The following is a 26,004-nucleotide window of genomic DNA, read 5'->3' on the forward strand; positions in this document are numbered from 1 at the left end:
ACGATGTGTTTATCAGAATTTGATGTCGAGCCCAAACGCGTAGGTGGCCGCGTTGGGATAGTTACGCCCTGCAATGGCATTGTAGTTGGAGAAACCCATCTTATCGTCGTACTGGGTAAACTCAGGATCTACCCCGATTTCCCGGAAGCGTTTAGGCATAAGGGTAAGCATGTTCTGCCCCGTGAGGTAGAAACGCACTCCCTGTATCCGCAGCCGGTCCGTAACCGATTTGGGCAGCGAGTAACCCAGCTGCAGGTTCTTCAGGCGTATGTATTTGGTATCGAACATCCAGTAATCGGAATAAGCGAAGTTGTTGGCATTGGCAGTACCGATGGTGAGCCTTGGATAGGATGCACCGGGATTGTTGGGCGTCCAGCGGTCGAGGTGCTGCACCATGGCATGGTCTTCATTATTATGGAAGGCTTCCACGATATCGCCGCGGAGGAACTGTGAGCGCTTACCCACTCCCTGCCAGAACATGGTGAAATCGAACTGCTTCCAGGTAAGGTTGTAGTTGAGCCCGAAGGTATACCGGGGGAAAGGATTGCCGAACACGAAACGGTCGTCGGCATCTATCACCCCGTCGTTATTACGGTCTACATACCGTATATCACCAGGCATCACCTGCTGGTTGAAAGCAAACGGTACTTTAGGCGCACCCTTCAGATCGTCGAGGTTCTGGTACAGCCCGTTGGACTTATACCCGAAGTACGAAGCGATGGGGAAACCCTCGCGGATGATGTAGCTGAAGTCGGACCCGCGGATGGATTCCTGTCCGAACCGGAGTACTTTGTTCAGGTTGTCGGACACATTGCCGCTGAAGGTATGGTTGAAGGCCCCGGTTTTGGCACGCCAGGTTACGGTTACTTCCCATCCTTTGTTCATCACCTCTCCGGCGTTCTGCAGGCTCGATCCGATCCCTGCTGTACCGGGCACTTCCTGGAAGAGGTAAATACCGGTGGTACGCTTATCGAAATAATCGAAGGAAACAGACAGTTTGTTATCCAGGAACTCCGCATCTACTCCGTAGTTAGCCATAGCGGAAGTTTCCCATTCCAGCAGCTCGTTATAGGGTGAGAAGTCGGCACCGGGATTGGCGGTATTGTTAAACGGATATTTGTTCGGGTTGATGGACACACGGGCCAGATAGTTGAACCCGCCGATGTTGGAGTTACCCACCTTACCCCATGAATACCGGAGTTTGAGGTTGCCGAACTTATCCCTTACATCCTGCAGGAAAGGCTCGTCGGTAACCCGCCAGCCCAGAGAGAATGCGGGGAACAATTGCCAGCGGTGGCCGGGCGCCAGTTTAGACGACCCGTCGTACCGCCAGGTGAACTCTGCGAGGTAACGGTCTTTAAACACGTAGTTGAACCGGCCGAACAGGGAATTGAGTGCAAAGAGATTGGGATTCACCAGTTCGTTGTATGTACCGATGGTGGCATAGTCGAGGGTGCCATCGGGCTTGGGGATGTACCCGCCGCCGATGCTCCAGTCGTCGTCCAGGTTGGTGGTACCGTAGCGGGTAGCGCGCAGGCCGTAATATTCATTCACCGCATCGCTTCTGCCGCCTACCTGTAGTTTCACGTAATGGTCTTTGGCGAAAGTGTTTTCATATTCCGCGGTAGCGTATACGTTGGTGGTGAGGTCTTTATACTGGGCCATCGACTGCTGATTATAAATCGGCGGATTGGCCGTGGTATAGTAAGGAGCGTAGCTGTATTTGTTCTGGCGGTAGTTGTGGCTGTTGATGGTATAGTTCCCGGACGCATTAAGGTTAATCCTGAAATGCTTCAGGGGAGTGATGGTTACATCTACCCCGCCCAGCAGGTTATCGCGCTCGGTGCGGTTGTACCCGCCATATACCAGTTGTGCAATAACGTTGTTACTGTTGAGTGCCGGTACCACGAAGTTGCCCAGCGAATCCTTCACGGCATAGATCCTCGGGGTACGCATGGCATCGCGCATAAGGATACCGATATCGGCCTGCTGGCGGTTGAACCAGGATTTGCTGTAGGCCATGTTCACATTCACCTGCACATACTTGCTCACTTCCACGCTCACATTGGCGCGGGCGTTATAGCGGCGGTATCCGAGGTTAAGATCATCGGGCACATATTTGTTGGCCAGCATGTTCCCCTGGTTCACATATCCCAGAGAGATAAGGTAGCTGGTGCTTTTGCCGCCGCCGGTTAAACTCAGGCTGTGGTTTTGCTGGGGCGTTTTATCCCGGATCATTTCTTTCAGATAAGCCGGTTCGGAACCCCTTGTTTTCCAGTGACTGATCTGTTCCGGTGAATACTGGGGTGTTTTCCCTGAGTTTACAAGCGCCTCGTTTTTGAGGGTCATGTATTCCCAACCTTCCATCTGGCGGGGTAATGCGGTAGGTGTTTGCACACCGTACATCCCGTTGTATTGCACGGAGGGCCGCTGATCTTTGGTGCCGCGTTTGGTGGTGATGTAGATGACACCATTTGCCGCCTGCGATCCGTAGATGGCGGAAGAGGCCGCATCTTTCAACACGGAAATGCTCTCCACATCATAAGGATTGAGGTTCTGCAATCCGTCTTTACTCGTCTGAACCCCATCGATGATGATGAGCGGAGCGTTGTCAGTAAGGGAGCCTACGCCGCGGATGTTGAGGATAAGGGAAGCGCCCGGCTCAGCGGTACCCTGTTGCAGGGTGAGGTTGGGCGCGGTACCCTGCAGGGCCTGGAACATATTGGTAACCGGACGGCTCTCAATATCCTTCGTTGAAATGGTACTGATAGCGGCAGTTACCTGTCCCTTTTTCTGGGAGCCGTATGCCGTGATCACTACTTCGTTGAGCGCTTTGGTATCGGTACGGAGCAGCACGGTAATGTCTGTACGGCCGCCGATAGGAACTTCGGAAGGGAGATAACCCACGTAGGTGCAAACCAGTGTTCCGTCTGCATCGCCAGCAGGTATCTGTAGGGAGAAGCCGCCATTTTCATTTGTCACGGTGCCGATAGCAGGATTGCCTTTGAGGCGGATATTTACTCCGGGGAGACCTTCGCCGTTTTCGCCCACCACCCGGCCTTTAACGGTGATGTTTTCCTGCTGCCCGAACACGGCGGCTGTTACGTTTCCCTGTTTCAGGATGATTTTGTTACTGATAAGCTCATACCGGATGTTGAGCGGTGAAAGGAGCATGTCGAGGATCTCGTTGAGCTGCCTGTCTTTCACATGCAGCGTAATCTTCCGGGTGATGGCGATCTCGTCATTGGAATACACGAACACATAAGGTGTTTGCTGTTCGATTCGGTCGAGGACGGAAGAGAGTTTCTCGTCGCGGACCTGTAAACTGAGGCGGTTTTCCGTTTGTTTCCGGGGATTGTCCTTTGCCTGGTCCATCGATTGGCGGACGGTGCTGGCTGCCCATGCTTCCTGCGCGCGGAGGTCGAGCATACACAATAGTGCAGCACAGAAGGCGGCGGCGCGGAGCAACGAACGGAAAGGACCCGGCTTGCATAGCGGTCTTACTTTCATAACGTTTAAATGTGGTGATAAAAGGAACGGTGCTTATTCACTGATCAGCAAAGTGCTGTCGGTGATCGTATATCGGAAATTTTTAGATCTGGAGAGGTAGAAAAGGATTTCGGGCAGACTGTTGTTCCGGAATGCGCCGGTCATCCGGTAATGTCGGGGCGCATCGGAATCGAATTGTACTTTCTTCCCGAAGGTCCGTTCCAGTTCGCGGCAGATATCTTCGAGGGATGCATCGCGGAAAACAAGCCCGCCGTCTGTCCAGGCACGGTCTTCTTCTCCGGAAGTGATGGCTTTTTCCGGCCGGGTGTATTCATCGTTCCAGGTAACTTTTTCATCGGGGGTGATGTAAAAGGTGTCTGGCTTACGGTCGGCATCGGTATATTTTGGAATGAAGGCTACTTTGCCGGTGGTAACGGAAGTTTTAACAGGCTCGTTATCGTAGGCGCGTACGTTGAAGGAAGTTCCCAGCACACGGATGGTGCCTTTGTTCAGGTGTACGGTGAATGGTTTACCGGGATCGCTGGTTACCTGGAAGAATGCCTCGCCGGTGAGGAATACTTCACGGCTGTTTGGACCGAAGTTTTCGGGGTAAGAGATTTTGGAATCTGCGTTGAGCCAGATTTTGGAACCGTCGGCCAGTTCGAGTACTGCGCGGATGGCTTTGGCGTTCTGGCGGTGCATCCAGCGAACGGTATCAGTTTCCGGGTGGAAGGCGGTGATGTTGTTACTGCCGGCCGAAGGCCCCCATAAAGCCCAGATGCTTCCGATGAGGAGGAGTACTGCTGCTGCGGCGGCGTACCACCAGTAGCGGGCCCCTCTCCTGTCTGAAGTGGATGATGCAACGGGTTCACCTCCACGAATCCGTGCCAGGGTGCGCTCCAGTGCCTGCTCAGTGCCTGCGCTGGTATGGAGCGGGGCGTTGTTGCAGTAGCGCTGCAGGAGCTGGGCACGGGCTTGTAATGCAGGGTCTTCCGCGAGGAGGGATTCCAGTTCGCGCAATTCCGCTTCGGTAGCCTCGTTAGCTAACCGGGCAGCCAGCAGCCGGGTGATTCTTTCTTCGTTCGTCATCATACTACATGGGACCTGTTTGCTTTTTCCGGATACATGGGGCGGTTACCTCTGAAGGATATACCCCTCAGCCCCGGAATAAAACATTAATCTAAAAGTCAAATACATTTTCGCTATTAATGGATGTTCCCTGCTTCGTTCTCACTTAACATAACCTACACATCTTATTGATCATCAATACCTGATCCTACCTATTGACCACTATCTGCTCAACTTCACTTAGGCATGCACCCTTCATGGGTTAGGCTTCCAATTTCACTGATCATAGTTTTCGCCCTGTTTGGCTCTTCTTCCAACCTTCACTTTGGTGCTTTCGTGGGCATCTTTAATCCTAAACACTTTATTATCAATTCATCCAGGGCACTCTTTCCATGTAAGCCGTTTTGCAAAACCTACTGACATGCTACTGCCATCCTTCAGTGATCCTTCAGTGGTGTTCAGTGGTGGTATAGGTTTGAGGGTGTTTGACTGAAGGATCACTGAAGGTTCACTGAAGGATGATTGAAGGTTTATGCCTTTTTATCCCAGTTTTTCCCCATGACCTTTCCATCAATTTACCCATGCCTCCGGTTTGGCTACATTTCAACCCGCATCAGCACTTTACCTCCTTCCTCCTTACAAATACCTTATTTAATATTTACGCCTGTATTACTTCTTATTTACAGCAGGGCAACTTAAAGTATATCTACCCTTATATTTTACTATACATTAGTGTATAAGGCCCGCTACTACATTGGGTTTCAGTACATAAAACCAGCCTTTACCCTTCTTTATACCTTCTTTATACCTTCTTTATCCCTGCAGTACCCCTCCTCTTCCCCCACTCCTTCCCTACTTTACTTACCAGTGAATATTTTCAATCCTGTAATGGAATATATTCAACTACCTACAACCAGCCTTCCATTATCAACAGGAGCAATCCAATGGCCGGGGGCAGTTTCCCCCCGCGCCGGAGCTTTTCCGGAAGGCAGGAGCCTACTGCTTCGTGGAGCCGGCGAATGGCACGGAACAATTGCGTTTCCACCGTCCGTGGAGAAATGTTCAGGATCTGCGCCACTTCCTTGTACCGGAACCCTTCTTCCTTGATCAGCCGGAACACTTTGCGGCACTGGTCCGGTAAACGGTTCACTTCGGCATCCAGCAGCAGCATCATCTCTTTCCATTCCATATCACTGCCGGGATCACTCCCGTTAGCCAGCTCCCATTCCCCGTTCTCCAAAGAAGTCACCCGCATATTGGAATACTTCTCCAGGTAATGATAAGCATGGTTCCGTACCGCTACGAACAGGTACACTTCCAGGTTCACCACTTCCATGAGCTGCCCGCGCTTCTCCCATACCTTCACAAATACGTCAGACACCACCTCTTCCGCGGCTTCGCGGGAGTGCACATATTGCATGCAAAAACGTAGTAAACGGTCATACAGCAGCCTGAACAGCGAAGCAAAGGCCTGTTCGCTGCCATAACGTGCAATTTCCGCTTGCAACTCCCGTATGTGCTGGTTGCTGTCTGGCATATGCCCTATAACTGTTTTGGCTGATGGAACGGCGTGGAGACCGTTGTCAGAGAAAGGACCGGTAATTATGGAAAATTACTTACAAGAAGTGAAAATAAATTTTGGACGGCACTTCTGGACATAAAAAAAGGCGATGGATTGCTCCACCGCCAATATAAAAATTGTCACTCTCAGCCTAATTTAAGCAGCTTTGCGGTTCTTCTTGGGCACTGCGATTTTCGCAGTAGCCGTTTGACGCAATTTAATAATGCCCACAAAGTGCATCGCACGCATTACCGGGTAGGTAGGATCGAATTCGAACCACTTCTTAGCGAAGTTGGCACTGTCTTTATGCTTGTGGTGGTTGTTCTGGAACAGCTCACCCAGCAGGAAGATACCCCAGGGTTCTGAGTTACGGGAATGGTCTCCGTTATCGAAGTTGCTGTAACCATATTTGTGACCGCACCAGTTCACGATTGCACCCTGGATAGGGCCCATCAGGAAGTGGATCGGCAGCAGCAGGTACAGCCACCAGGTAGTACCGGCGAAGATCACGTAAAATGCAATGTACAGGGCAATCCACGTAAGACGGGTTGCACGGTGGTCGCCGAATTTATCCATAGCAGCCCAAACAGGCAGCGGATCTTTCGTGAACTGTGCATCCGGCAGTTTTTTACCGCTTAAGAAAGCAGCATATATTTCGCGGGTATGGATCATCATATGCCATACGTCCTTAAAGAAATGCGGGCTGTGCGGATCTTCTTTGGTATCGCTGAACTCGTGGTGCATCCTGTGCATCACGCCGTAAGCACGGGGGATCAGGTAAGAAGAACCCTGGAAGAACCAGGTGCAGAAATAAAATACGCGCTCCCAACCTTTACTCGCATCATACATCTGATGGGAAGCATAACGGTGAAGGAAAAATGTATGGAAGAATAAGCTGAGAAACCAGTGTGAAAAAAAGAAGATCAGTATCGCAGTCATGTACACCTCAATTTTAGTGTTGAAAAGATTGAACCGCAAAGGTAAACCATTAATCCCGGCTTACCTAATTATACGCAGGCGCGCGGAAAATTAACCCCTTCTTAATGAATATTTTAAATATTGATGCGTGCCCCTATTCCACCTCCTCTATCCTAACCCGCCTAAGCTCGAGCGTATTAAGCCCGTCGCTGCTGAGCCCCAGCACATTAGGCTGCCTGAATCGCATCACCATATCGTAAAAAACAGGGATCACCGGCGCATCTGCCACAATCATCCTGTCCATCTCCTGATAGAGCTTGTACCGCAACGAATCATTCGTTTCCCCCAGCGCCCTTTCATACAGCTGATCGAATGCCGGATTATTGTACCGCGTATAGTTCGGCGGCGCAGGGTTTTTACTGTAAAACATCGCCAGAAAGCTTTCCGCATCCGGGTAATCGGCTATCCAGCTGGCCCTGAAAAACGGTACGGCTGATTTCGCCACCATATCAATCAGCGGCCCGCGCTGCATCACTTCCACCTGCACTTTAATACCCAGCTCCTGCAACTGCCTTGCCGCATAATCTGCCAGATCCGCATACAGCGGTATCGACACCAGCGTCATTCCCGGCATCCCCTTCCCGTTCGGATACCCCGCTTCCGCCAGCAGCTTCCGCGCCTTCACCGGATCGTAGTGATATCCCCGCACTGCCGCCGTATCGAATGAGGGCAGTCCTGCCGGTACAAAACCCGAGGTGGCCGGGATGCCTTTATTGTTTCGCAGATAGGTGATCATCTTCACGCGGTCGAACCCATAGTTCACCGCCTTGCGCACCCTTACATCATGCAGCGGACTATTCTTCACCCCGGGCTTGCTTTCATCCATCACAATCCCGAAATACTCCGTATTCAGATACGGTGTTTTCATCATCACAATCTTCCCTTCCCACTCCTTTTTCAAGGTGCCCTGCCGCGTAATCACTTCGTCTTTAAACGTGGCATCTATTTCATTGATAAAACTGAGCTGGCCCTGCCTGAACAGCAGGAACTCCGTACCCTTACTGTCTACAAACGATATCTGTACGGCATCGAGATACGGCAGCCGCTTCCCGGATGCATCGGTTTCATGATAGCGGGGATTTTTATGCAGTACCAGCCCCTGCCCTTCGTCCCAAAAATATAACTGAAACGGTCCGGTACCCACAGGATGCTTGCGGAAATCCTTTCCGTAATGTGCTACTATTTCTTTCGGCACCACGCTGCAATATTGCATACAGAGGATGCCCATAACAGGCTGGAAAGGTTGTAAGAGCGTAAGCCGGAAGGTACTGTCGTCTATTGCGGTAAATCCCGTTTCCGGGTTTACTTTCCCGTTGAATACCCAGGCGCCTGAAGAAGCAGTGGCGGGGTCCATGAGGCGTTTAAAACTATACGCCACATCATCCGCAGTCATTCTCCTGCCTTTGCCGCCGGGGAAGATGGGATGATCATGAAAGAACACGTCGGTACGGAGCTGGAATGTATACTCCCGCCGGTCGGGCGATACCTCCCAGCTTTTAGCGAGGGAGGGCCTGATATTGAGCAGGCTATCCGTTTCCACGAGTGTATTGAACACCTGGCGCACCGCCCACACAATAGCCTGATTTTTAGCGAATGCGGGATCGAGGGTGGGGATTCCGCCTTCCTGGTTATAGCGGAACACCATTTTCCCGCTGCCGCGGCGCTCGCCGCAGGCGTAGAGAAGTACAAGCAGGAAGAATACGGAATATCTCATAAAACGGAAGCATCAAGGTAATGAGAATTCGGGGGAATGACAAGGCTATGCAACCGTCCGTCAAAAAAAGGGCGTTGCATTTTCGCCAATTGAAATATATTGCCGTTTAAACTTACCCTGTTATGACGAGGCTGCTGCCTTTCCTGCTGACTTTGCTCTGTGTTACCAACGCTTTCAGCCAGCAAAACCGTTTCTCCCGGCAGGATACCCTGCGCGGTTCCCTCGGCGCCGGGCGCACCTGGTGGGATGTAACCTATTACGACCTTTCCCTCCGTGTGCTTCCTGAAACCAAATCCATCGAAGGCACCAACGTGATCCATTACCGGGTAACCGGTGAGGGAAAGCAGATGCAGATAGACCTCCAGCAGCCTATGGAACTGCAGAAAGCCGTGCAGGACGGGAAAGAACTGACCTTCACCCGCGAAGGCAATGTTTTCTTCATCGATATACAGGCCGACCAGCCCAAAGGAAAGCTCAAACAGATTGCACTCACTTTCGGCGGTAAGCCCCGCGAAGCCAAAAACGCTCCCTGGGATGGCGGTATCGTCTGGAAAAAAGATTCCCTCAACCGCCCCTGGATCGCCAGTGCCTGCCAGGGCCTCGGCGCAAGCGTGTTCTGGCCCAATAAAGACCATCAGAGTGAAGAACCGGATTCCATGCGGATAGCCGTGAACGTACCTGCCGGTCTCACCAACGTATCCAACGGCCGCCTCCGTTCCAAAAAGACAGAAACGGATGGCACCACCACCTTCACCTGGTTCGTTACCAATCCCATCAACAACTACGACGTAGCGCTCAACATCGGCCACTACGCACATTTCTCCGATACTTTCAAAGGCGAAGCCGGCACGCTCCCCCTCGAATTCTGGGTACTGGATTACCACCTGCCGGTAGCCAAACAACACTTCGGCGTCACGAAGCCCATGATGCAATGCTTCGAGCACTGGTTTGGCCCCTACCCTTTTTATGAAGACACGTACAAGCTGGTGGAAACGCCTCACCTCGGCATGGAACACCAGAGCGCGGTAGCGTATGGCAACCAGTATAAAATGGGTTACCGTGGCAAAGATCTCTCCGGCTCCGGATGGGGACTGAAATGGGATTTCATCATCATCCACGAAACCGGCCACGAATGGTTTGGCAACAACATCACCACCAAAGACATTGCGGATATGTGGGTGCATGAATCGTTCACCAACTATTCCGAAACCCTTTTCACCGAATGCCGCTATGGCAAAGCCGCGGGTAACGCTTACCTGCAGGGTATCCGTAAAAACATCGCCAACGATATTCCCATTACCGGACCATATGGCGTTAACACGGAGGGTTCGGGTGATATGTATTACAAAGGCGCCAATATGCTGCATACCATCCGCCAGATTATCGGCAATGATGAGCGCTTCCGCCAGATACTCCGCGGACTGAACAAAACCTTCCGCCACCAGACAGTTACCGGTGCGCAGGTAGAGGAATTCATCAATAAGAAATCAGGTATCAACTTCGATAAAGTATTCGCACAATACCTCCGTTATACCCAACCTCCCGTGCTGGAATACAGCATCGGGGGCGGACAATTAAAATACCGCTGGGTAACGGATGTAAAGGATTTCGATATGCCATTGAAAGTGAAGGCAGGTGGCAAAACACTTACCCTGCAGCCACGTACGGAATGGAAAACGATGCCGTTGAAAAACGGATCGGCCTTTGAAGCAGACCCCAACTACTATGTGATCCTACGAAAAGTATAATAACGATTCCATGTCAACCCTGTTCCCTTATCCTTCCGGCGTAGTAACGCCGGAAACCGAAACCTATCTGTTGCTCGACAGCACACAGGATTTTCTATTTGCCGCTAAACGGTTCATCGACCTCACAGAACATCCCGGGAAGGATGCATTTGCTTATTGCCAGCAGGTACGCCCATTGCTGACGCAATTGTATGCAGCCGGACTGCACTTGCAACCCATTCCCAAAACCGATGTGGAAGATGCCGATGATATTGAAGATCCGGCTTTTCACAATATCGGCATCCTGCTCAGCGATCTGGGCATCAACACTTATTACTGGGAGGCATACAATCCACTCATCACGGCCATGGAAGAGCCTGAACTGGGGTTGGGCTGGCTGGCAGACGACCTGCAGGATATATATGAAGATCTGAAGCGGGAGCTGCATGTGATCAAACAGGCACGCACTTCCGCCGAAGTGGAAATGGCCTGCCGGACATTGCATCTCGGCTTCCAGGGGCATTGGGGCAACCATTGTGTGAATGCCCTGCGCGCCCTGCATTATCTGCGCCGCGATAAATGACCGGAGAGATATTTCTGTAAGAACTTCCCGGTAACGGAATGTGGATCTGCGGCCAGCGCAGCAGGTGTTCCTTCAAACACCACTGTGCCTCCTTCGCGCCCCGCACCGGGGCCCAGATCAATGATATGATCCGCCTGACTGATCACATCGAGGTTATGCTCTACTACAATCAGCGTATTCCCCTTATCCACGATGCGGCTGAAGATCTGCAGCAGCCGTGCCACATCGCTCATATGCAGGCCCGTAGTAGGTTCATCCATGATGAACAGCTGATCCTCCGCTTCCTCTAACCGCATGGCCAGTTTAATACGCTGGCGCTCCCCGCCGGATAAGGTAGACAGTGGCTGGGAAAGGGTAAGATAACCAAGCCCTGTATCCCGCAGTTTTTCCAGCATGGTGCGGATGGCATCAGCAGCTGAGAAAAATACGATGGCTTCATCTACAGTCTGATGCAGTGCTTCATAAATATTTTTACCGTTTAAGCGGTATTGCAGTGCTTCCTCCGTGTATCGCTTACCGCCGCATTCTTCACACGTGGTGGTGACGGGGTCCATAAAAGCGAGGTCGAGCGTGATTTCACCCAGTCCTTTGCAGACAGGGCAACCGCCTTCGGAGTTGCTGCTGAAGAGCGACATGCGTACTTTATTCTCTTTAGCAAACATCCCCCTGATCTCATCAAAGATCTCCGTGTACGAGGCCATATGGGAACGCCGGGTACCAGTTATAGGCGATTGGCTGATACGGATGGCGTTGGGTACCTGTTTGGGTAAAACACCGTTAATCAGACTGCTTTTACCTGAACCAGCCACACCGGTAACAACCGTCAGTACTCCTTTCGGAATTTTCACGCTAACGTTCTTCAGGTTGTGCAGCCGGGCATTCCTGATGCTGATCCAGTTATCAGGAATTCGCGGTGTGGAATTAATGCGGGGTTTACGGTTCCAATATTGTGCGGTCAAGGTATCGGATTCCCTCAGTTCATCGAGGGGGCCTTCGAACACGATGTTCCCTCCTTCCGTTCCTGCATGGGGCCCCATGTCCACAATATGGTCCGCTACGGCAATCACGTCGGGGTCGTGTTCCACAACGAGAACGGTGTTGCCTTTATCGCGCAGTTGAAACAGCAGTTGATTGAGCTGGTGTACGTCTCTGGGATGAAGGCCGATGCTGGGCTCATCGAGGATATACGTCATATCCGACAAACTACTTCCCAGGTGCCGCACCATCTTGATACGTTGCGACTCGCCGCCGGAAAGGGTTCCGGTTTCCCGGTTGAGTGTGAGGTAGTGCAGCCCGATGTCGATCATATGCTGCAGCCGTTCGTTGACAGCCTTTACCATTGTGACGGCCTGCGGATGTGTTATTGCAGCTATGAATTCCGCCAGCACAGGAATTTCCATGGCAGCGCAATCCGCAATATTGTATTTACCGATGCGGCAGGAAAGCACCTTATCGTTGAGGCGTGTGCCTTTACAGGCCGGGCAATCGCCCCGCGTCAGTACCTTTTCAAATGCTGTCTTATGTTTGCCTGACAGTTCTTTTGAATCTTTGGCGAGGTAGCTCCTTCTGAACCGGGGCACGATACCTTCATAGAACTTCTGTGAGCGTGGCCAGCAGGGCAATGGATCAGGCAGTTTCAGTTCATCGGCATACAGCAGGTTGTGCCATTCTTCTTCCGTATAATCTTCCAGTTTCTTATCCGGGTCGAACAGGTTGGAACAGACGTAACGGCTGAACCGCCAGCTTCCCCTTGCGAACGTAGGGAAAAGTATGGCGCCTTCGTTGAGGGATTTTGAAGTATCGAAAAACTGATCGGTATCCAGTACCGAAACCTTGCCCAGCCCTTCACACTCCGGGCACATGCCGTTGGGGTGGTTAAAGGAAAAGATATCGGAGTAACCGATGAACGGCTGTCCTATCCGGGAGAAGAGCAACCGCAGCAGGGTGTATATATCTGTAGCAGTTCCTGCGGTGGAACGTGCATTGCCGCCAATGGGCTTCTGATCGATGATAACGGCGGGTGATAGATTAGACAGCTCCGTGGCATCGGGATGCCCGTAATGCGGTAGCCGGTGGCGGATAAAGGCCGGGAAAGTCTCGTTCAGCTGCCGTTGCGATTCTGCCGCAATGGTATCGAATACGAGTGATGATTTCCCTGAGCCGGATACACCGGTAAAAACAGTAATCCTGTTCTTAGGGATGCGCAGGGAAATATTCTTCAGGTTATGTTCCCTCGCTCCTTTGATGATGATATGTTCTTTCCGCATGGTTTCCTCCGTTTGGAGGAAATCACTTCAATTCCCGTACCGTTATCTGAATCTGGTCTTCCATTTGCCAGCGTTCGCCGGATATGTGGAGGGTATCACCTGGTTTGGCAGTGCGGAATTGCATGTGATCGTTAAGGTTAGACATTGAAATGGTGGCATAGAATACAGAGTCCTGCGCGGTTTTGATCTTCGCGGTATATCCGTCTTTCCCTACAATCACTTCCTGTACTACTCCGGTAACGGGCGGGGGGCCATCTTCCACAGGTATTTCTTCCACCGGCTTAACCGGTGTGGCCGGTACCGAATCTTTGGAAGATTGTTCTGCCGTACCGCTGTTGCAGGCCGTCATGGCTATCATTGCAGTTGCGGCAAAAAAGGTTACGAATTTCATAGTCAATGGTTTAAGTCCCGGAAATTAAGAAAACTTTTACAAAAGAAAAGGCCGCACCAATAAGTGCGGCCTTTCGGAATATCAATATGAGACACTGTTAATCAAGTGTAGGAACAAATGTTCCGCCCCAGTCCTTGTTCTGAACAAGTTTAGGGTTACGGTCGATCCAGTCGCGGTGCAGCGGGAAGAAATAATACGTATCAGGTACTGTATTTACTTTCACACCGGTGCGTGGCACCTGCTGCAATACATAACGGAAATTGGATTCCGTGAGAGAATTGGCAGCAGCGAGGCCTGCGGCTTTCCTGAGATCCATGTCTGTACCGTTTGCTTCGATGGTAATGGCTTCCAAACCGTATTTGGTGGTATTGTTCAGCTTGCTGAGCATACGCAGGCGGCGGAGGTCCCAGAAGCGGTGGCCTTCGAAGCAGAGTTCGATGTTCCTTTCATTGAGGATTGCCTCGCGCATCTGTTCACGGGTAGTGGCTACAATTCCATAATTACCATCAACACCGGGTTCAATACCTGCGCGCTGGCGGATAGCTTTCAGGATATCCATGGCTTCATTGATACGGCCGGTTTCATTGGCAGTTTCTGCATAGTTGAGCATCACTTCCGCAAACCGCATCAGCACGAAATCCACATCATATTGCAGTACCTGTGCTCCTGTGAGGCGCAGCAGGCTGTTTTTCAGGATGAAGAAACCCGAATAGCGGTCCATGTTGGAAGAGTTAACGGCAGCTGCAGGATTAGTCCCGAAATCGTCCAGCGGGTCAGCAATACCCAGCATGGTATACAACCGTTTATTGGTTTTGCCGCTTACCGGATAGTTCTTACCATTCCATACAATGGCTTTGTTGAATCGGGGGTCGCGGTTTTCCCAGTAGGATTGCTGGAATACTGCTTCGGTTTTGTGATAAGCACTTGTAGGATCATTATACAGCTTTCCGTCTTTCATGGGGAAAGCTTTGATGAATTCCCAGGTGGGTACCGCCGAAGCAGGGCCGCGGCTTTCTGAACCGGGGCGCACACCGTTATCCCAGTTCGTAACCTTGCTGGGGTATTGGTTGATAACGGGGAACACGGTTTCAGGGCCTCTTTCAACGATGGTGATATTGGCGTAATCGTCTACCAGCTTAAAGCCTTTCGCCTTCAGATCGTCATATGCCTTTTTATTGGCAGTATACGCAGCAGCCCAATCCGTATTGTTCCATGGATTGGAAGAATGGAACTGGGGAGAGGCTTTGTAGAGGAGAACTTTCGCCTTAAACGCCAGTGCAAACATATCATCGATTTTACCATAATCGGCAGACGTTGGCGTGTTATACTCCGGCAGCAGTGCGATGGCATCGTCAATATCTTTGATGATAAGATCAAAGCATTCGGCGGTGGAGTTACGGGGAATGTAGAGGTCATCCGTAAAACGGTCCTGCGGTACTTTCAGGTAAGGCACACCGCCATGGTACATCACCATTCTGAAGTAGATATAAGCCCGGAGGAAAAGCGCCTGGGCGGTGATGCTTTCCTTGGCAGCCTGCCGCAGGTTACCTTTCTGCACATCAATGATAGCCTGGTTGATGAGGCGGATGCGTCCATAGTCCCACAGCTTAAAGTTACCGTTGTTGGTAAGTATAAGATCCTTGGGCAGGGCGATGCCTATCACCTGTTCGGAAAAGCGGTCTTCCGAAGGGCTCCAGTTGCCGAACACCGTATAAATGTTGGCGATGTATGCATTGGCCAGGTTTTCATCGTTCCACACCTGTTCCGGTTTGTAGGAATTGATGTCTTCTATATCGAGCACTTTTTTGCAGGATGCGAACATTCCTGCGGCAAGTACTATAGCTATTACTGTCTTTTTCATGATCATGCTTTTTTAGAACTTAATATCTGCGCCGAAGGTGAACGCTTTCATGACAGGATAAGAATCGTAGTTCTTCTGTTCCGGGTCATGGAATTCTTTCATGGCGGATAATGCGAACAGGTTGGTTCCGTTGAAATACAACTGGGCACTGCTCAGGCCAACCTTGTTAAGCCAGCTTTTCGGAAGGTTGTATCCGAGGTTCAGCATCTTCATACGGAAGTACGCGCCATTGCGGATCCAGAAGGTAGATGCGGCTGCACCTGCTTCCTGCCAGCCGGAGTTACCTACAGGACGGGGATATTTTCCATTGGGAGTTTCCGGTGTGTATACATCACCTGCCCAGATGGGATAATATGGGCGAACAGTACCGCCATGCTGGCGCATACCGCCACCTTCCTGGTTGCTGATGATGCGGTCGTAAGATGTAACGCCCTGGAAGAAGGTTTGTAATGCCCAGTTCTTCCACGATACATTGAGGCCCAGACCAAAGTTTACACGGGGAGTGTTATTGGTAGAGAGCAGATCCACATCGTTTGCATCCACCTTTCCGTCGGGACCGGGCGAAAAGCCTGCGCCACGGATATCTTCATACAGGATGGCGCCGAGATAAGGCTGGCGGCTAAACTGTGTGAATCCTTTTGCGATCAGTGCATCCAGCTGTTCCTGTGTGCGTATGATGCCGGCAGATTTGTATCCGATGATCCTGTTCTCCGGACGGCCTACCCTCGACTCGAAGTTGCGGTTACCGCCTGGTGCAAATAATGGAGATTCGTCGTACACATCCCAGCGGTCTCTGGCGAAGCCTACGTTACCTGTAACGGAATAGCTGATTTTGTTGCCAAAAGCTTTATCACGCCATTCGAGGGTAAAATCGGCCCCTCTCCAGGAACGTGCGGCATAGTTCTCAGGTGCGAGGTCCATGCCATAGGAATCCGGCAGCTTCACATCGCGCTGGCCGAGGATGTCGGTTTCCTTACGGAGGAACACGTCTGCCGTACCGATCAGCCTGTTTTTAAAGATCACGAAATCAAGACCGGCGTTATAAGACGATGTGGTGGCCCATGTAAGATTCGGATTGGGTGTAGGGCCGGGACGGATGGTGGTATACAGCCGGTCGCCATACATATACGTTCCGGAGTTCTGATAAAAAGCATTGAACCTGAAAGGTGCGATACGTTCAGCCACAGTATTCAGGTCATTACCCGTTGTACCGTAAGAGGCACGCAGTTTCAGCTCATCGAAGAAGCTGGTGGCGTTTTTAAAGAAGCCCTCTTCTGAAATGCGCCATGCGGCTGATACCGAGGGGAAAAAGCCCCAGCGGCTGTTAGAAGGGAAAAGGGTATTGCCATCATAACGGAAAGAGAATTCCGCAATGTATTTACTGGCGTAATTATAGTTCACACGGCCGATCCACGACTGGCGGGCGCCTACTTCTTCCCATGCACTGGCATCGCGGAACATTCGGTCAGAGGAATAAGCGAAAGACTGATCCAGGTTATCTATGGGAACCGGATTCTCTGCGCGGGAGGTTGCACCATACCCACCATTCTCGGCCTGCTCAAATACAGCCAATGCATCTATAGCATGTTTGCCAAATGAGCGGTTGTAGTTCAGGAACCAGTTGAACTGGTAGCTCCACAGCGTAGAAAGCCGGTAATCCAGGAAAGGCTGGTTCTGGCTGAAGTTGAAGATAACAGTCTTATCCTCGCTGGGCGGGCCCGGGATGAAACGGTTGCCGGAAGGGTCGGCAGGGATGAAGGAATAAGCTTTCTGATAGGTCATGTAGCGTTTGCGCATATAATCTTCCGCTACATAGTTGCCCACTACTTTGGATGACAGGCCTTTCACGTATTTATCGAGGTTTATGTCGATACCGAGAATGGTATTCAGGTTCCTTTTGCGCAGATTGATATAGCGGTCGCCCACCACCTGATCGATCACATTCCACATTTGCCAGCTGCCCATTACAGGCTGCACGGGATACGGGGTGATATGGTCGGCCGGCTGGCCGTTGGCCGTGAGGTAGAACGGATAAGTTTTAGGCCAGTTGAAGGTAACACGGTAGATATCGGAGATATCGTATTCATCATCGTTCTCCGATCCGCCGAAAGGCCAGAAGAAGCGGTCCTGGTTTTCCTGGAATGCGGAGATGTTGAGGTTAACCTTGATCGCGTCCGAAATCTTAGCGGTAACATTCGAGCGCATGTTTACCTTTTTATGTTCGAGGCTTTTGTAAGACCCTTCTTCGCTGCGATAGCTCAGCATGGAGTAGTACTGGATACGGTCGCTGCCGCCCGATACGCTGAGTGAGTGGCGCATGCTCCAGGGATTCTGCCAGATGAAGTCGTTAACGTTATATTCCTTATCCTTGAAATAGTCGAACTCACGCTGGCTGTTGGGCAGCGGTGTTTTCTGGAATTCAGCCACCCTGTTCTGGTAAACGAGCTCGTCCGTAGCATTGGTCTTGTCGGAGTGGAGCGTCATAGTAGGGCGGTTGGTTGTGTAGTTCGACTGGAAGTTGAAGATCGGTTTGGAGCTGGTACCTTTCTTGGTGGTAACGAGTACAACCCCGTTTCCTGCGCGGGAACCGTAAATGGATGCTGTAGCCGCATCTTTCAGGAAGCTCATCTGATCTACTTCTGCGGCTTCGAGAGCGTCGAATGCTTCTTTGTCGCGTACCACACCGTCGATCACGAATAACGGGTCTCCGAAGCTGCCGCGGATGCGGATGCTGGAAGAGGCGCCTGCGAGGCCGGAGGTATTTGTTACGTTTACACCAGGAGCACGGCCGGCAAGTGCGTTGGAGAGATTGGAAGGCGCCAGGTTTACCAGCTCTTCTGCCCTCACTGCGGTAACCGCACCTGTCAGGTTTACTTTCTTCTGGGTACCGTAACCTACCACTACCAGTTCATTCAACCCTTTCGCAGCAGTGGTCATAACCACATCAATGCGCGACTGTGAGCCTACTGCGATCTCTTTGGTATCGTACCCTACAAAGCGGAATACGAGGATTGCGCCGGTGTCTGGAACGTTGAGGGAATACTCTCCGTTGGGATTGGTTACAGTGCCGGTGGTGCCGCCTTTGAGGGCAATGGTAACGCCGGGGAGGCCGCCTCCTGTGCCGTCTGTAACACGGCCGGTGATTTTCCTGTCAAATGCTGCGGCCTCATATGGCGCGCGGGCAATGCCGGAAGTGGCAAAGCCCATCAGCAGGCAGGCAGAGAGTGCGGCCGGGACGAGCCCCGTGATGCGCCGTACCGCCTGGTTGCAGCCATGGGGCCGCAATGATTTCGATGGATGGAATAGCATATCGGTTTGATTTGTATATAAGCAAAAAAGATGGACATGTGATGATTTCCCTAATGTCAGGGCCCCCTTGAGTAGCATATCATAACGGTTCGTTTTTATACACGGGTACGTTACCGCAATCGGTTGCAGGCATAGCAGTGGCGATCGGCGTTATACACGTCGTTTTACATTCTTTTTAAAGGGTAGATTACCGTAAATGGTTATTTACGCGGCGCTTACTTCCGTTCATGGAAATGATACGCCGCTCTGTCAGACATATGCCTCATACTTTCGATTCGATTTGTTCCTCTAAAAACGGTGATAATCATTGGCCTGCGCATATTGTCCTATGGCACATAAGCTGATGTTGATTACTGGTTGCCGGGCATACAGCTTCCGCGGCGAATGCATAACGGTTTAATTCAAGCCTGGTTCACTGCTGCATGTAACGGTAAATACTAGCTAATTAGGTAGTGATACTGTGAAATGTTCATACTTCGATTCGATTTGATCCTGTTAATTGAATAATTGCCTTTCCGAAATTATCTGTTCGGTTTACAGCTTAATGCTCCTGGTTTCACGGGTTTCCTCTCACTGCTGTGTTTTCAATAATATGATACGGATGTTCCGATTTGAAATTGGTTTTAATTACTGTTCCTTACAAATATATCAGATATACTTTCTTTTTTTTCTTTTTTTTAACATCTCTTTTAACAACTATTTTAACTTCAATAAAATAATTGCAAAAGGCCCGTTTCCGGGCCCTTTGCTGCAAGTTGGCTGTTATGTATGGTTCAAGGGTACAGGAGGTATTTTTTCCGCATCTGCTTGTACTTACTGAGGCCCGGCTCCCAGCTCTTCCTGATCTCTGCTTCACTTACACCGGCTATTATCTGTTGCCTGAAGGCGCTTGTGCCCGCAAGGAATTCAATGCTGCCCATTGCCGGGCTGTAACTCCTGTCGAAGAACTGCGCTTTGTTGGGATAGGCTTTGTACATCTCAATCATCCAGCTGATGTTGATCTGCCCGCGTTTGCGCCAGGGGGTAATATCGAATGTGCGGAGGTCGAGGCCGTAGCAGGTCTGATCCTTATGCAAAGGTGATTCGCTTTTACCGGGGATGCTTTTAGGCGTGAAAGTGAAATCATACTTCCCTTTCAGCGCAGGCGCTCCCAGTATCGTAAAAGGCATCATCGTACCGCGGCCCTGGCTGATGATGGTTCCTTCAAAAAGGCACAGGGAAGGGTATAATACGATCGATTCTGCGGTATTGAGGTTGGGCGATGGTGCTACGGGCAATACATAATCCATATCGTGCCGGTAATTCTTTACGGTAATCACTTTGATGTTGCACTTCTTCTTATTGCGCATCCATCCCTGTCCGTTGATCATACGGGCAAATTCACCGATGGTCATGCCATGGGTGATGGGAACAGGATACCGCCCGATGCCTGATTCATGTTTCATATCCAGTACCGGCCCGTCTACATACCCGTTGGGATTAGGCCTGTCGAGGATAATGAGCGGCTTGCTGGCGTCTGCACAGGCTTCCATAATCTCACGGAGGGTATTGATGAGGGTATAGAAACGGCAGCCTACATCCTGCAGGTCAAACACCATCACATCGATAGCGGCCATCTGGGCGGGAGTAGGCTTACGGCGGTTACCGTAGAGGGATACAATGGGAATACCGGTTTGGGGATCGATCTCGTCTGCCACCTCTGCCCCATTGCTGGCGTTGTTGCGGAAGCCATGCTCAGGCCCGAAGATGGTTTTGATCTTTACGCCCAGCGAAAGCAGACTATCTACTATCGGGGTGTTGCCGATAATGGAAGTAGGGTTTACCATCATCCCCACCTTTTTACCTTTCAGCAGGGGGAGGTATGCCTTCACCTGGTCGGCCCCGGTGATGATGGGCTCATGCGCACGGGCGGATGGTGCTATAAACAGGCCGATGGCCAACAGACTTACGATCAATGGTTTCATACGGTTGTATTCTCTTTCCATAAAGACAAACTTAATGCCTCTTACCGTTATTTCGCTGTTAAATGAAACAAAAAGGGCGCCCCCCTCACAGTGGCGCCCCTTGTACACATCCGTTTTGATTGCTACAAAACTAGGGAAGCTCTTTCAGCCAGGCCTCTGCATAAGCGCGGGCGGCCTTGATGGTTTCTGGTCCGGCACGGAAGCACATCTTCCATTCCCGGCTTCTTTTTTCCAGTAAGGGATCTTCAAAAATCATTTTATTACCCTTCTTCACCAGCGGGGCGTTGAAGTCGATATCTGAGGTAAGTGTCAGGAAAGATTTCAGTCGCAGCTTCAGCATGCCTTCCACCGTTCCGGGATAGGTTTGCTCGAACTTAGCCAGTTCGGCTTTGAATGCGGCTGTAGGCGGGCCGGGCACTCCACCTGCGATACCCTGTACATAGACCTTATGCATTTTATGCTTCGGGTCTTTCAGGATATCGATCATGTCTTTCATGGCTTTAAGTGCGGCAGCGTAGCCTTCTTTGTTTTCAGGCTCAGCGGTTCTATGGAGTTCTTCCATATCCTTGTAATCCTTCTCACTCTTTTTAATGGCGGCTCTCAGTTTGCCGTTCGCATCCTGCGGGGCTTCTTTCTCCCAGCCTTCCACGTAAGCTTCCTTGTATTCGGGAGACATGACGTAAGCCTTGATGTAATCACCCATTTCCTTCACCGCGGCAGCACGTTCGCCTGCAGGGATCTGTTTGGCTTTGTACATGGCAATGAGGTCGAGCTTACCGGTGTACATACCGCGGGAAACGGCCTTTTGGGCATCTTCGTCAGATACGCCCAGCCGGGAAATGATGGTATTGGTGGTGAAGGCTACGAGGCCTACAGTTAATGAAGCGATGATAATTTTTTTCAGCATGGCGATATATGTTAGGGGTTACCAATACCCAAAAGTAGCCACCTGCCTGTATCCCGCAGCACAGATGCGGATAGAATGGGAATTCCGGTGATCGAAGTGGCGGAATGCCCCCTTGAAACGAAAAAGCCCCCCAGCCCGGGAGCGGGCCGAGGGGGCATATATACGTGTGTAACACCAGGAAAGAGATGTGCCTTTAAGGGCGTACCGGTTTGGTTGTACCAAAGCCCCCTTCTCCCTTGAACCAGCGGCCCGCCTGGCCAGTGAGCCAGAGGTAATAATCGCTGGCCAGTTCGGGATCGAGGCCAATGAAGCGCCGGTCGCCATGCAGGGGCAGCTCCCCTTCCCTGGCGCATTTATAGATGGCCGTGCCTTCGTCTATTTCGTCAAACATGGCTACGTATAGTGAGCGTGCGCCGGAGATCTTAGCACCGGCTACCTGCTGCCAGAGGAAATCGCCTTTCAGGCGGGGGATGCTGTTGTACTGCGCGGGATCATTTTTCAGGTTACCCCAGCTGAAGCCGGGGAAAGCCAGCGGCACATAGGTAACATTGTTGGTTTTACACCACTGTATATCCGCCGCCAGCTCCACGCCTGCCACCTGTGCATAGTTACCGCTGCTATAGCGGCCTACGGCCCATGGCATAACGATGTCGCACTTTCTGATGAGGGAATGCAGGCCGGGATTGTTCTCCGTATCGTTCCGCATACTGCGCCAGTAGTATGGCACACCCAGCATAACGGATACGCGTTTCTCAGGGCCTTTCAGCTTGTCTACCAGCGCATCCACATTAGCGGTGGTATACCTGCGGTTATCGTTAAAGCCTACGCCCCAGATCACTACCAGTGGCTTTTTATTATGCCGCAGGTAGGTGGGGTTGGCTTTATTGTCGAACAGGTTGAAGATGGTTTGCAGTTCTTTCCAGTCCTGTTCCAGATAGGCTACATCTTCGGGCGCACATCCGCTGAGGTCGTACATCACGCAGATGGCACGACCGTATTTCTTCGCCGCCTTCAGTGCGTTTTCCAGTACTTTATTGAAATGCCTTTTGCCTTTGGGATTGGTGTTTTTCACCTCACCCACGAAGCGTTGCATAAACACGCCGTCTATCCCGTAATCCTTCATCCATTTGAAGTGGAGATCTACCGTGGATTCGTCGTACGGACTATACATATAAGCATCCGACCCGTCGGCATACTTAAACGGTGTTTTGTACTTCTGTGTGTATTCCGTCATGTCCGGGTAGAAGTCTACCGCTGAGCAGCCGGGTTTAAAACCACCGCAGGAGCCTAAGCCGAGGTGGTACCAGCCTCTTTCGGAGCCATCACCTTCTGCGGCAAACCAGCCCTGGTAACCTGCCATCACGAGGTTATCGTATGCCGTGTAGAGGCACCCGGTTTCGTCGTACACGATTTCCTTAACAGGAGGTGGCGGCGGTGGTTCCTGGCCACGGGAGCCGCCGTTCTTGGAGCAGCTCATGGCGATGAGTACAATCGCGGATAAAAGAATGGTTTTCATATGTGATGCTGGAGCGAAGTATGCCTGCGGAGACAAGCGCCTCCGCAGGCAAAAGGTTTACAGATCAAAAGCCACGGCTTTCGCATAATTGGGTTTGGACTCAGTAGCGTCTATCAGCGCACCGATGCGGAAGTAATACGTTTTCCCCGGCTTCAGGATATCCCGGATGTTAGGAGCCTGCAGATCGATGGTGAGTGTATATACATGCGCCGGATCGGTAACGGCATTGATTTCCTGCTCAGCCGCCGTAAGCCTTAAGGGCTCCCCTACCCTGAAATCACTATGCGCATACAGTCCTATTTTACGAACGTTGTTCGTTACCTGCTGCTGCAGGCTGAAGGTGGCAGTTACAATGTTACCGTTCCTCGTAATGGAAGGGTTTACGATGCGGATGTATGGCGTAACGCTGAAATCCAGCTGGGTGCGCCCTGCTATCCTAACGTCCTGCGGTTCTACAGGGATGAAGTTGCCCCTAACAGGTGCTACAGAGTAACTATTTTCGAACAGCAGCGAATTTTCATACGCACCATCTACTTTAAAAATGAGCCACTGGGGCTGCACGTTTTCCCATCCATGTTCTTTGATCTCTACTACCGACCCGCGGATGATATCCTGCTCCAGCAGTGTTTTGGTGCCGGCATCATAGATGTTACCGTATAGCGTGGCCGTTGGTCCGTCGTAGTTATCTTTTTTGCAGGCTGTAAATGCGATGAGCAGCATGCTTAAAATATAAGCGGTTCTTTTCATAATCTTAGTTTTTACAGATCAATACTGCGGGTTTTGTACCAGTCCATTCCCCGCGATACCGGGGATGTAACGGTAGTACGAGCGCTCTGCGAATGTTTTCGGGTTGCTGTTGGGTACTACCACGCGCACAAAGATGTATTTGACGGCGGGCAGTGCGCGGAGGTCCTGCAGGGGCAGGATGGAATGCAGCAGCCGGTTGTTGAATTCGGTATGGAACTCCCGGCGGCGGATGAGATCCCAGAAGCGTTTGTTCTCAAAAGCCAGCTCTACCCTCCTTTCGCGTTGCACTGCTGCTGCAGTAAGCGGGATTGCGGTAGTGTGTGCAGCACGGCGGCGGATATCATTCAGTGCCTTGGCAGCTTCTGCAGCATTACCCGTTCCGCTTTCCACTACGGCTTCGGCATAGTTGAGCAGCACTTCCGCATACCGGAACTCTATGAAATCGGTAGTACTCTGGTTCCAGCCCGCCATTACAGGAGCGTTCTGGTTCATGAACTTTTTGAAGGAAAAGCCTGTGCGTGTGTTGTTCCCGCCATAAGAATCGAACCCTGAGTACTGCGAGGTATTAGCGGCACCATACGTGTAATAGGTAGTACCGTTAATCGTAGTTTCCGCTTTGGTACGGATCACGGCCTGTCCGTTTGGCTGCACATATCCAGCCTGTATAATAATAGGCGTGCCTTTCCAGCCTGTACCGGGGAGGATGGCTGTGCCCCAGAGGCGTGCGTCTCTCCCTTTGAAAATATCGTTCGGAGAATCGAACTGGAGGTAGTGCAGGCTGGGATTGTAGCCGCCATAATCCGTCACATCCCCTTCTGTAGTGGTTACCACGGGCGATGCCAGGCCGGGCCTGTCGTACCGCTCGTAGGTATCTACCAGATCCAGCGTGGGGTTCATACGGCCGGGGTGCGGCCATCCGTTGGCAGACTGTGCGGGCTGATACCAGATGTCGTAGTTATGGCCGGTGAAGTTACCGGGCAATGTGAACCCTTTGATAAGAATGGTTTCCTTATCACCACCGTTTGGATTCTGAAACAGCATGCGGTAGTTCTCCGCCGCTTCTTCCGGGGATGCCGGTGTAGCGCCGTACAAAGCAAATACGCCTGATTGCATGATGAGCTCGCTGGCCTGGATGCAGGCGGTGTAATATCCGGCAGCATCGGCGGCCGTCATACCCACCAGCTTATCGGTTACCGCAGTCCCCGACATGGGTGCGCGGTTCCAGAATTTGGCTACTGAAGCGGCATGCAGGGCAGCGCGGGATTTTAAAGCGGCAGCGGTGTACTTCGTAGCCCTGCGGCTCTTCCCATCTCCCGGTTCGAGGTTAGCGATGGCCTGATCGCAGAGCTCCATCACATAATCCCAGGTTGCCTTTTCGGTACTGCGGGGCACTTTAAGGGCCTCTACATCGCCGGTGTATTGCTGGGTAGCCTTAATGAGCGGAACGCCGCCATAACGCTTCGCCAGTGCGAAATAAGCGAAGGCTTTAATGAATGCGCTCTCCCCTGTCAGCTTCTTACGCTCGGTTTCTATGATATCCAAAGTAGGAATGGCATCAATGAGCAGGTTCACATCGCGGATGAGCTTGTAACCCTGGTCCCACCAATGGAAATCACCATCTCCCACAAAGTCGCCGAATTCGGAATGCACGGCTTCGTCGGTAACCATGGCTGGTGCAAAGCCCCCGTTATTAGGGTCCTGATGGTTCTGGTTGAAGCCGGCACGGAAGAAAGCGAAATCTTCCATGGGCAGCTGATAGTATAAGTTGGCCATGTACAGCTTCACACCTTCGGGGTCGCCGAAGAGGTCTTTGGCCAGGATCTTGTCGGTAGGCTTGAGATCCAGCACGGACTTGCAGCTGAAGAGCAGCAACACCATGAGGCATGTCAATATTTTATGGTAAGTCTGCATAAAGTCCTGTT

Annotated in this window: 16 protein-coding genes; 2 read left to right on the top strand and 14 right to left on the bottom strand. The window is 51.4% G+C overall.

Features of this window, described 5'->3' with window-relative positions; translation table 11 throughout:
* Positions 1 to 12: 12 nt before the first annotated feature.
* The 5 genes from DEV76_RS11595 to DEV76_RS11615 all read right to left on the bottom strand — a co-directional run bounded on the left by DEV76_RS11595 (position 13) and on the right by DEV76_RS11615 (position 8,810).
* Positions 13 to 3,510, bottom strand: a complete 3,498-nt coding sequence (locus tag DEV76_RS11595; RefSeq protein WP_109698064.1) for a TonB-dependent receptor — start codon at positions 3,508 to 3,510, stop codon at positions 13 to 15.
* A 33-nt stretch (positions 3,511 to 3,543) separates the two neighbouring features.
* Positions 3,544 to 4,581, bottom strand: a complete 1,038-nt coding sequence (locus tag DEV76_RS11600) for a FecR domain-containing protein (protein ID WP_109698065.1) — start codon at positions 4,579 to 4,581, stop codon at positions 3,544 to 3,546.
* Between the two features lie 883 nt (positions 4,582 to 5,464).
* Positions 5,465 to 6,094 (bottom strand): RNA polymerase sigma-70 factor, encoded by a 630-nt coding sequence (locus tag DEV76_RS11605; protein ID WP_109698066.1) that lies wholly within the window; start codon positions 6,092 to 6,094, stop codon positions 5,465 to 5,467.
* Positions 6,095 to 6,274: 180 nt separating this feature from the next.
* Positions 6,275 to 7,057, bottom strand: coding sequence for an acyl-CoA desaturase (locus DEV76_RS11610; protein ID WP_109698067.1), 783 nt, complete (start codon positions 7,055 to 7,057; stop codon positions 6,275 to 6,277).
* 133 nt (positions 7,058 to 7,190) lie between these two features.
* Entirely contained in the window at positions 7,191 to 8,810 is a 1,620-nt protein-coding gene (locus DEV76_RS11615; protein ID WP_109698068.1) for an ABC transporter substrate-binding protein, read from the bottom strand.
* Positions 8,811 to 8,932: 122 nt separating this feature from the next.
* Between DEV76_RS11615 and DEV76_RS11620 the strand changes: the two genes are divergently transcribed.
* Positions 8,933 to 10,558: a M1 family metallopeptidase gene (locus DEV76_RS11620; RefSeq protein WP_109698069.1), complete on the top strand. Its 1,626-nt coding sequence runs from the start codon at positions 8,933 to 8,935 to the stop codon at positions 10,556 to 10,558.
* Positions 10,559 to 10,568: 10 nt separating this feature from the next.
* Complete coding sequence (locus tag DEV76_RS11625) at positions 10,569 to 11,120, top strand: DUF5063 domain-containing protein (protein ID WP_109698070.1); 552 nt, start codon at positions 10,569 to 10,571, stop codon at positions 11,118 to 11,120.
* Here the strand turns inward: DEV76_RS11625 and DEV76_RS11630 are convergent.
* The 9 genes from DEV76_RS11630 to DEV76_RS11670 form a co-directional block, all read right to left on the bottom strand.
* Positions 11,099 to 13,387: an ATP-binding cassette domain-containing protein gene (locus DEV76_RS11630; protein WP_109698071.1), complete on the bottom strand. Its 2,289-nt coding sequence runs from the start codon at positions 13,385 to 13,387 to the stop codon at positions 11,099 to 11,101. The genes DEV76_RS11625 and DEV76_RS11630 overlap by 22 nt on opposite strands.
* Positions 13,388 to 13,409: 22 nt before the next feature.
* Positions 13,410 to 13,778: a hypothetical protein gene (locus DEV76_RS11635; protein ID WP_109698072.1), complete on the bottom strand. Its 369-nt coding sequence runs from the start codon at positions 13,776 to 13,778 to the stop codon at positions 13,410 to 13,412.
* 97 nt (positions 13,779 to 13,875) lie between these two features.
* Positions 13,876 to 15,639, bottom strand: a complete 1,764-nt coding sequence (locus DEV76_RS11640) for a RagB/SusD family nutrient uptake outer membrane protein (RefSeq protein ID WP_198652035.1) — start codon at positions 15,637 to 15,639, stop codon at positions 13,876 to 13,878.
* 12 nt (positions 15,640 to 15,651) lie between these two features.
* Complete coding sequence (locus DEV76_RS11645) at positions 15,652 to 18,948, bottom strand: SusC/RagA family TonB-linked outer membrane protein (RefSeq protein WP_109698074.1); 3,297 nt, start codon at positions 18,946 to 18,948, stop codon at positions 15,652 to 15,654.
* Between the two features lie 773 nt (positions 18,949 to 19,721).
* A complete protein-coding gene (locus tag DEV76_RS11650) occupies positions 19,722 to 20,912 on the bottom strand; it encodes an exo-beta-N-acetylmuramidase NamZ family protein (RefSeq protein ID WP_109698190.1) in 1,191 nt (396 codons plus the stop codon).
* A 130-nt stretch (positions 20,913 to 21,042) separates the two neighbouring features.
* Positions 21,043 to 21,819, bottom strand: a complete 777-nt coding sequence (locus DEV76_RS11655) for a hypothetical protein (RefSeq protein WP_109698075.1) — start codon at positions 21,817 to 21,819, stop codon at positions 21,043 to 21,045.
* 193 nt (positions 21,820 to 22,012) lie between these two features.
* Positions 22,013 to 23,335, bottom strand: coding sequence for a glycoside hydrolase family 71/99-like protein (locus tag DEV76_RS11660; protein ID WP_109698191.1), 1,323 nt, complete (start codon positions 23,333 to 23,335; stop codon positions 22,013 to 22,015).
* A gap of 57 nt (positions 23,336 to 23,392) precedes the next feature.
* Positions 23,393 to 24,082, bottom strand: a complete 690-nt coding sequence (locus tag DEV76_RS11665; protein ID WP_109698076.1) for a DUF3823 domain-containing protein — start codon at positions 24,080 to 24,082, stop codon at positions 23,393 to 23,395.
* 18 nt (positions 24,083 to 24,100) lie between these two features.
* The gene (locus DEV76_RS11670) at positions 24,101 to 25,993 is read right to left on the bottom strand and encodes a RagB/SusD family nutrient uptake outer membrane protein (protein ID WP_109698077.1); all 1,893 of its coding nucleotides are present in this window, start codon (positions 25,991 to 25,993) and stop codon (positions 24,101 to 24,103) included.
* Positions 25,994 to 26,004 lie beyond the last annotated feature (11 nt).

The sequence above is a fragment of the Chitinophaga deserti genome, assembly GCF_003149455.1.
GTDB classification, from domain to species: Bacteria; Bacteroidota; Bacteroidia; order Chitinophagales; family Chitinophagaceae; genus Chitinophaga; species Chitinophaga deserti.

Bases quoted from the DNA above. Each gene is read 5' to 3' on its own strand.
- DEV76_RS11610 (WP_109698067.1), bottom strand. From the start codon at position 7,057: ATGACTGCGATACTGATCTTCTTTTTTTCACACTGGTTTCTCAGCTTA.
- DEV76_RS11665 (WP_109698076.1), bottom strand. From the start codon at position 24,082: ATGAAAAGAACCGCTTATATTTTAAGCATGCTGCTCATCGCATTTACA.
- DEV76_RS11615 (WP_109698068.1), bottom strand. From the start codon at position 8,810: ATGAGATATTCCGTATTCTTCCTGCTTGTACTTCTCTACGCCTGCGGC.
- DEV76_RS11670 (WP_109698077.1), bottom strand. From the start codon at position 25,993: ATGCAGACTTACCATAAAATATTGACATGCCTCATGGTGTTGCTGCTC.
- DEV76_RS11620 (WP_109698069.1), top strand. From the start codon at position 8,933: ATGACGAGGCTGCTGCCTTTCCTGCTGACTTTGCTCTGTGTTACCAAC.
- DEV76_RS11660 (WP_109698191.1), bottom strand. From the start codon at position 23,335: ATGAAAACCATTCTTTTATCCGCGATTGTACTCATCGCCATGAGCTGC.
- DEV76_RS11640 (WP_198652035.1), bottom strand. From the start codon at position 15,639: ATGAAAAAGACAGTAATAGCTATAGTACTTGCCGCAGGAATGTTCGCA.
- DEV76_RS11645 (WP_109698074.1), bottom strand. From the start codon at position 18,948: ATGCTATTCCATCCATCGAAATCATTGCGGCCCCATGGCTGCAACCAG.
- DEV76_RS11650 (WP_109698190.1), bottom strand. From the start codon at position 20,912: ATGAAACCATTGATCGTAAGTCTGTTGGCCATCGGCCTGTTTATAGCA.
- DEV76_RS11625 (WP_109698070.1), top strand. From the start codon at position 10,569: ATGTCAACCCTGTTCCCTTATCCTTCCGGCGTAGTAACGCCGGAAACC.
- DEV76_RS11595 (WP_109698064.1), bottom strand. From the start codon at position 3,510: ATGAAAGTAAGACCGCTATGCAAGCCGGGTCCTTTCCGTTCGTTGCTC.
- DEV76_RS11655 (WP_109698075.1), bottom strand. From the start codon at position 21,819: ATGCTGAAAAAAATTATCATCGCTTCATTAACTGTAGGCCTCGTAGCC.
- DEV76_RS11600 (WP_109698065.1), bottom strand. From the start codon at position 4,581: ATGATGACGAACGAAGAAAGAATCACCCGGCTGCTGGCTGCCCGGTTA.
- DEV76_RS11635 (WP_109698072.1), bottom strand. From the start codon at position 13,778: ATGAAATTCGTAACCTTTTTTGCCGCAACTGCAATGATAGCCATGACG.
- DEV76_RS11605 (WP_109698066.1), bottom strand. From the start codon at position 6,094: ATGCCAGACAGCAACCAGCACATACGGGAGTTGCAAGCGGAAATTGCA.
- DEV76_RS11630 (WP_109698071.1), bottom strand. From the start codon at position 13,387: ATGCGGAAAGAACATATCATCATCAAAGGAGCGAGGGAACATAACCTG.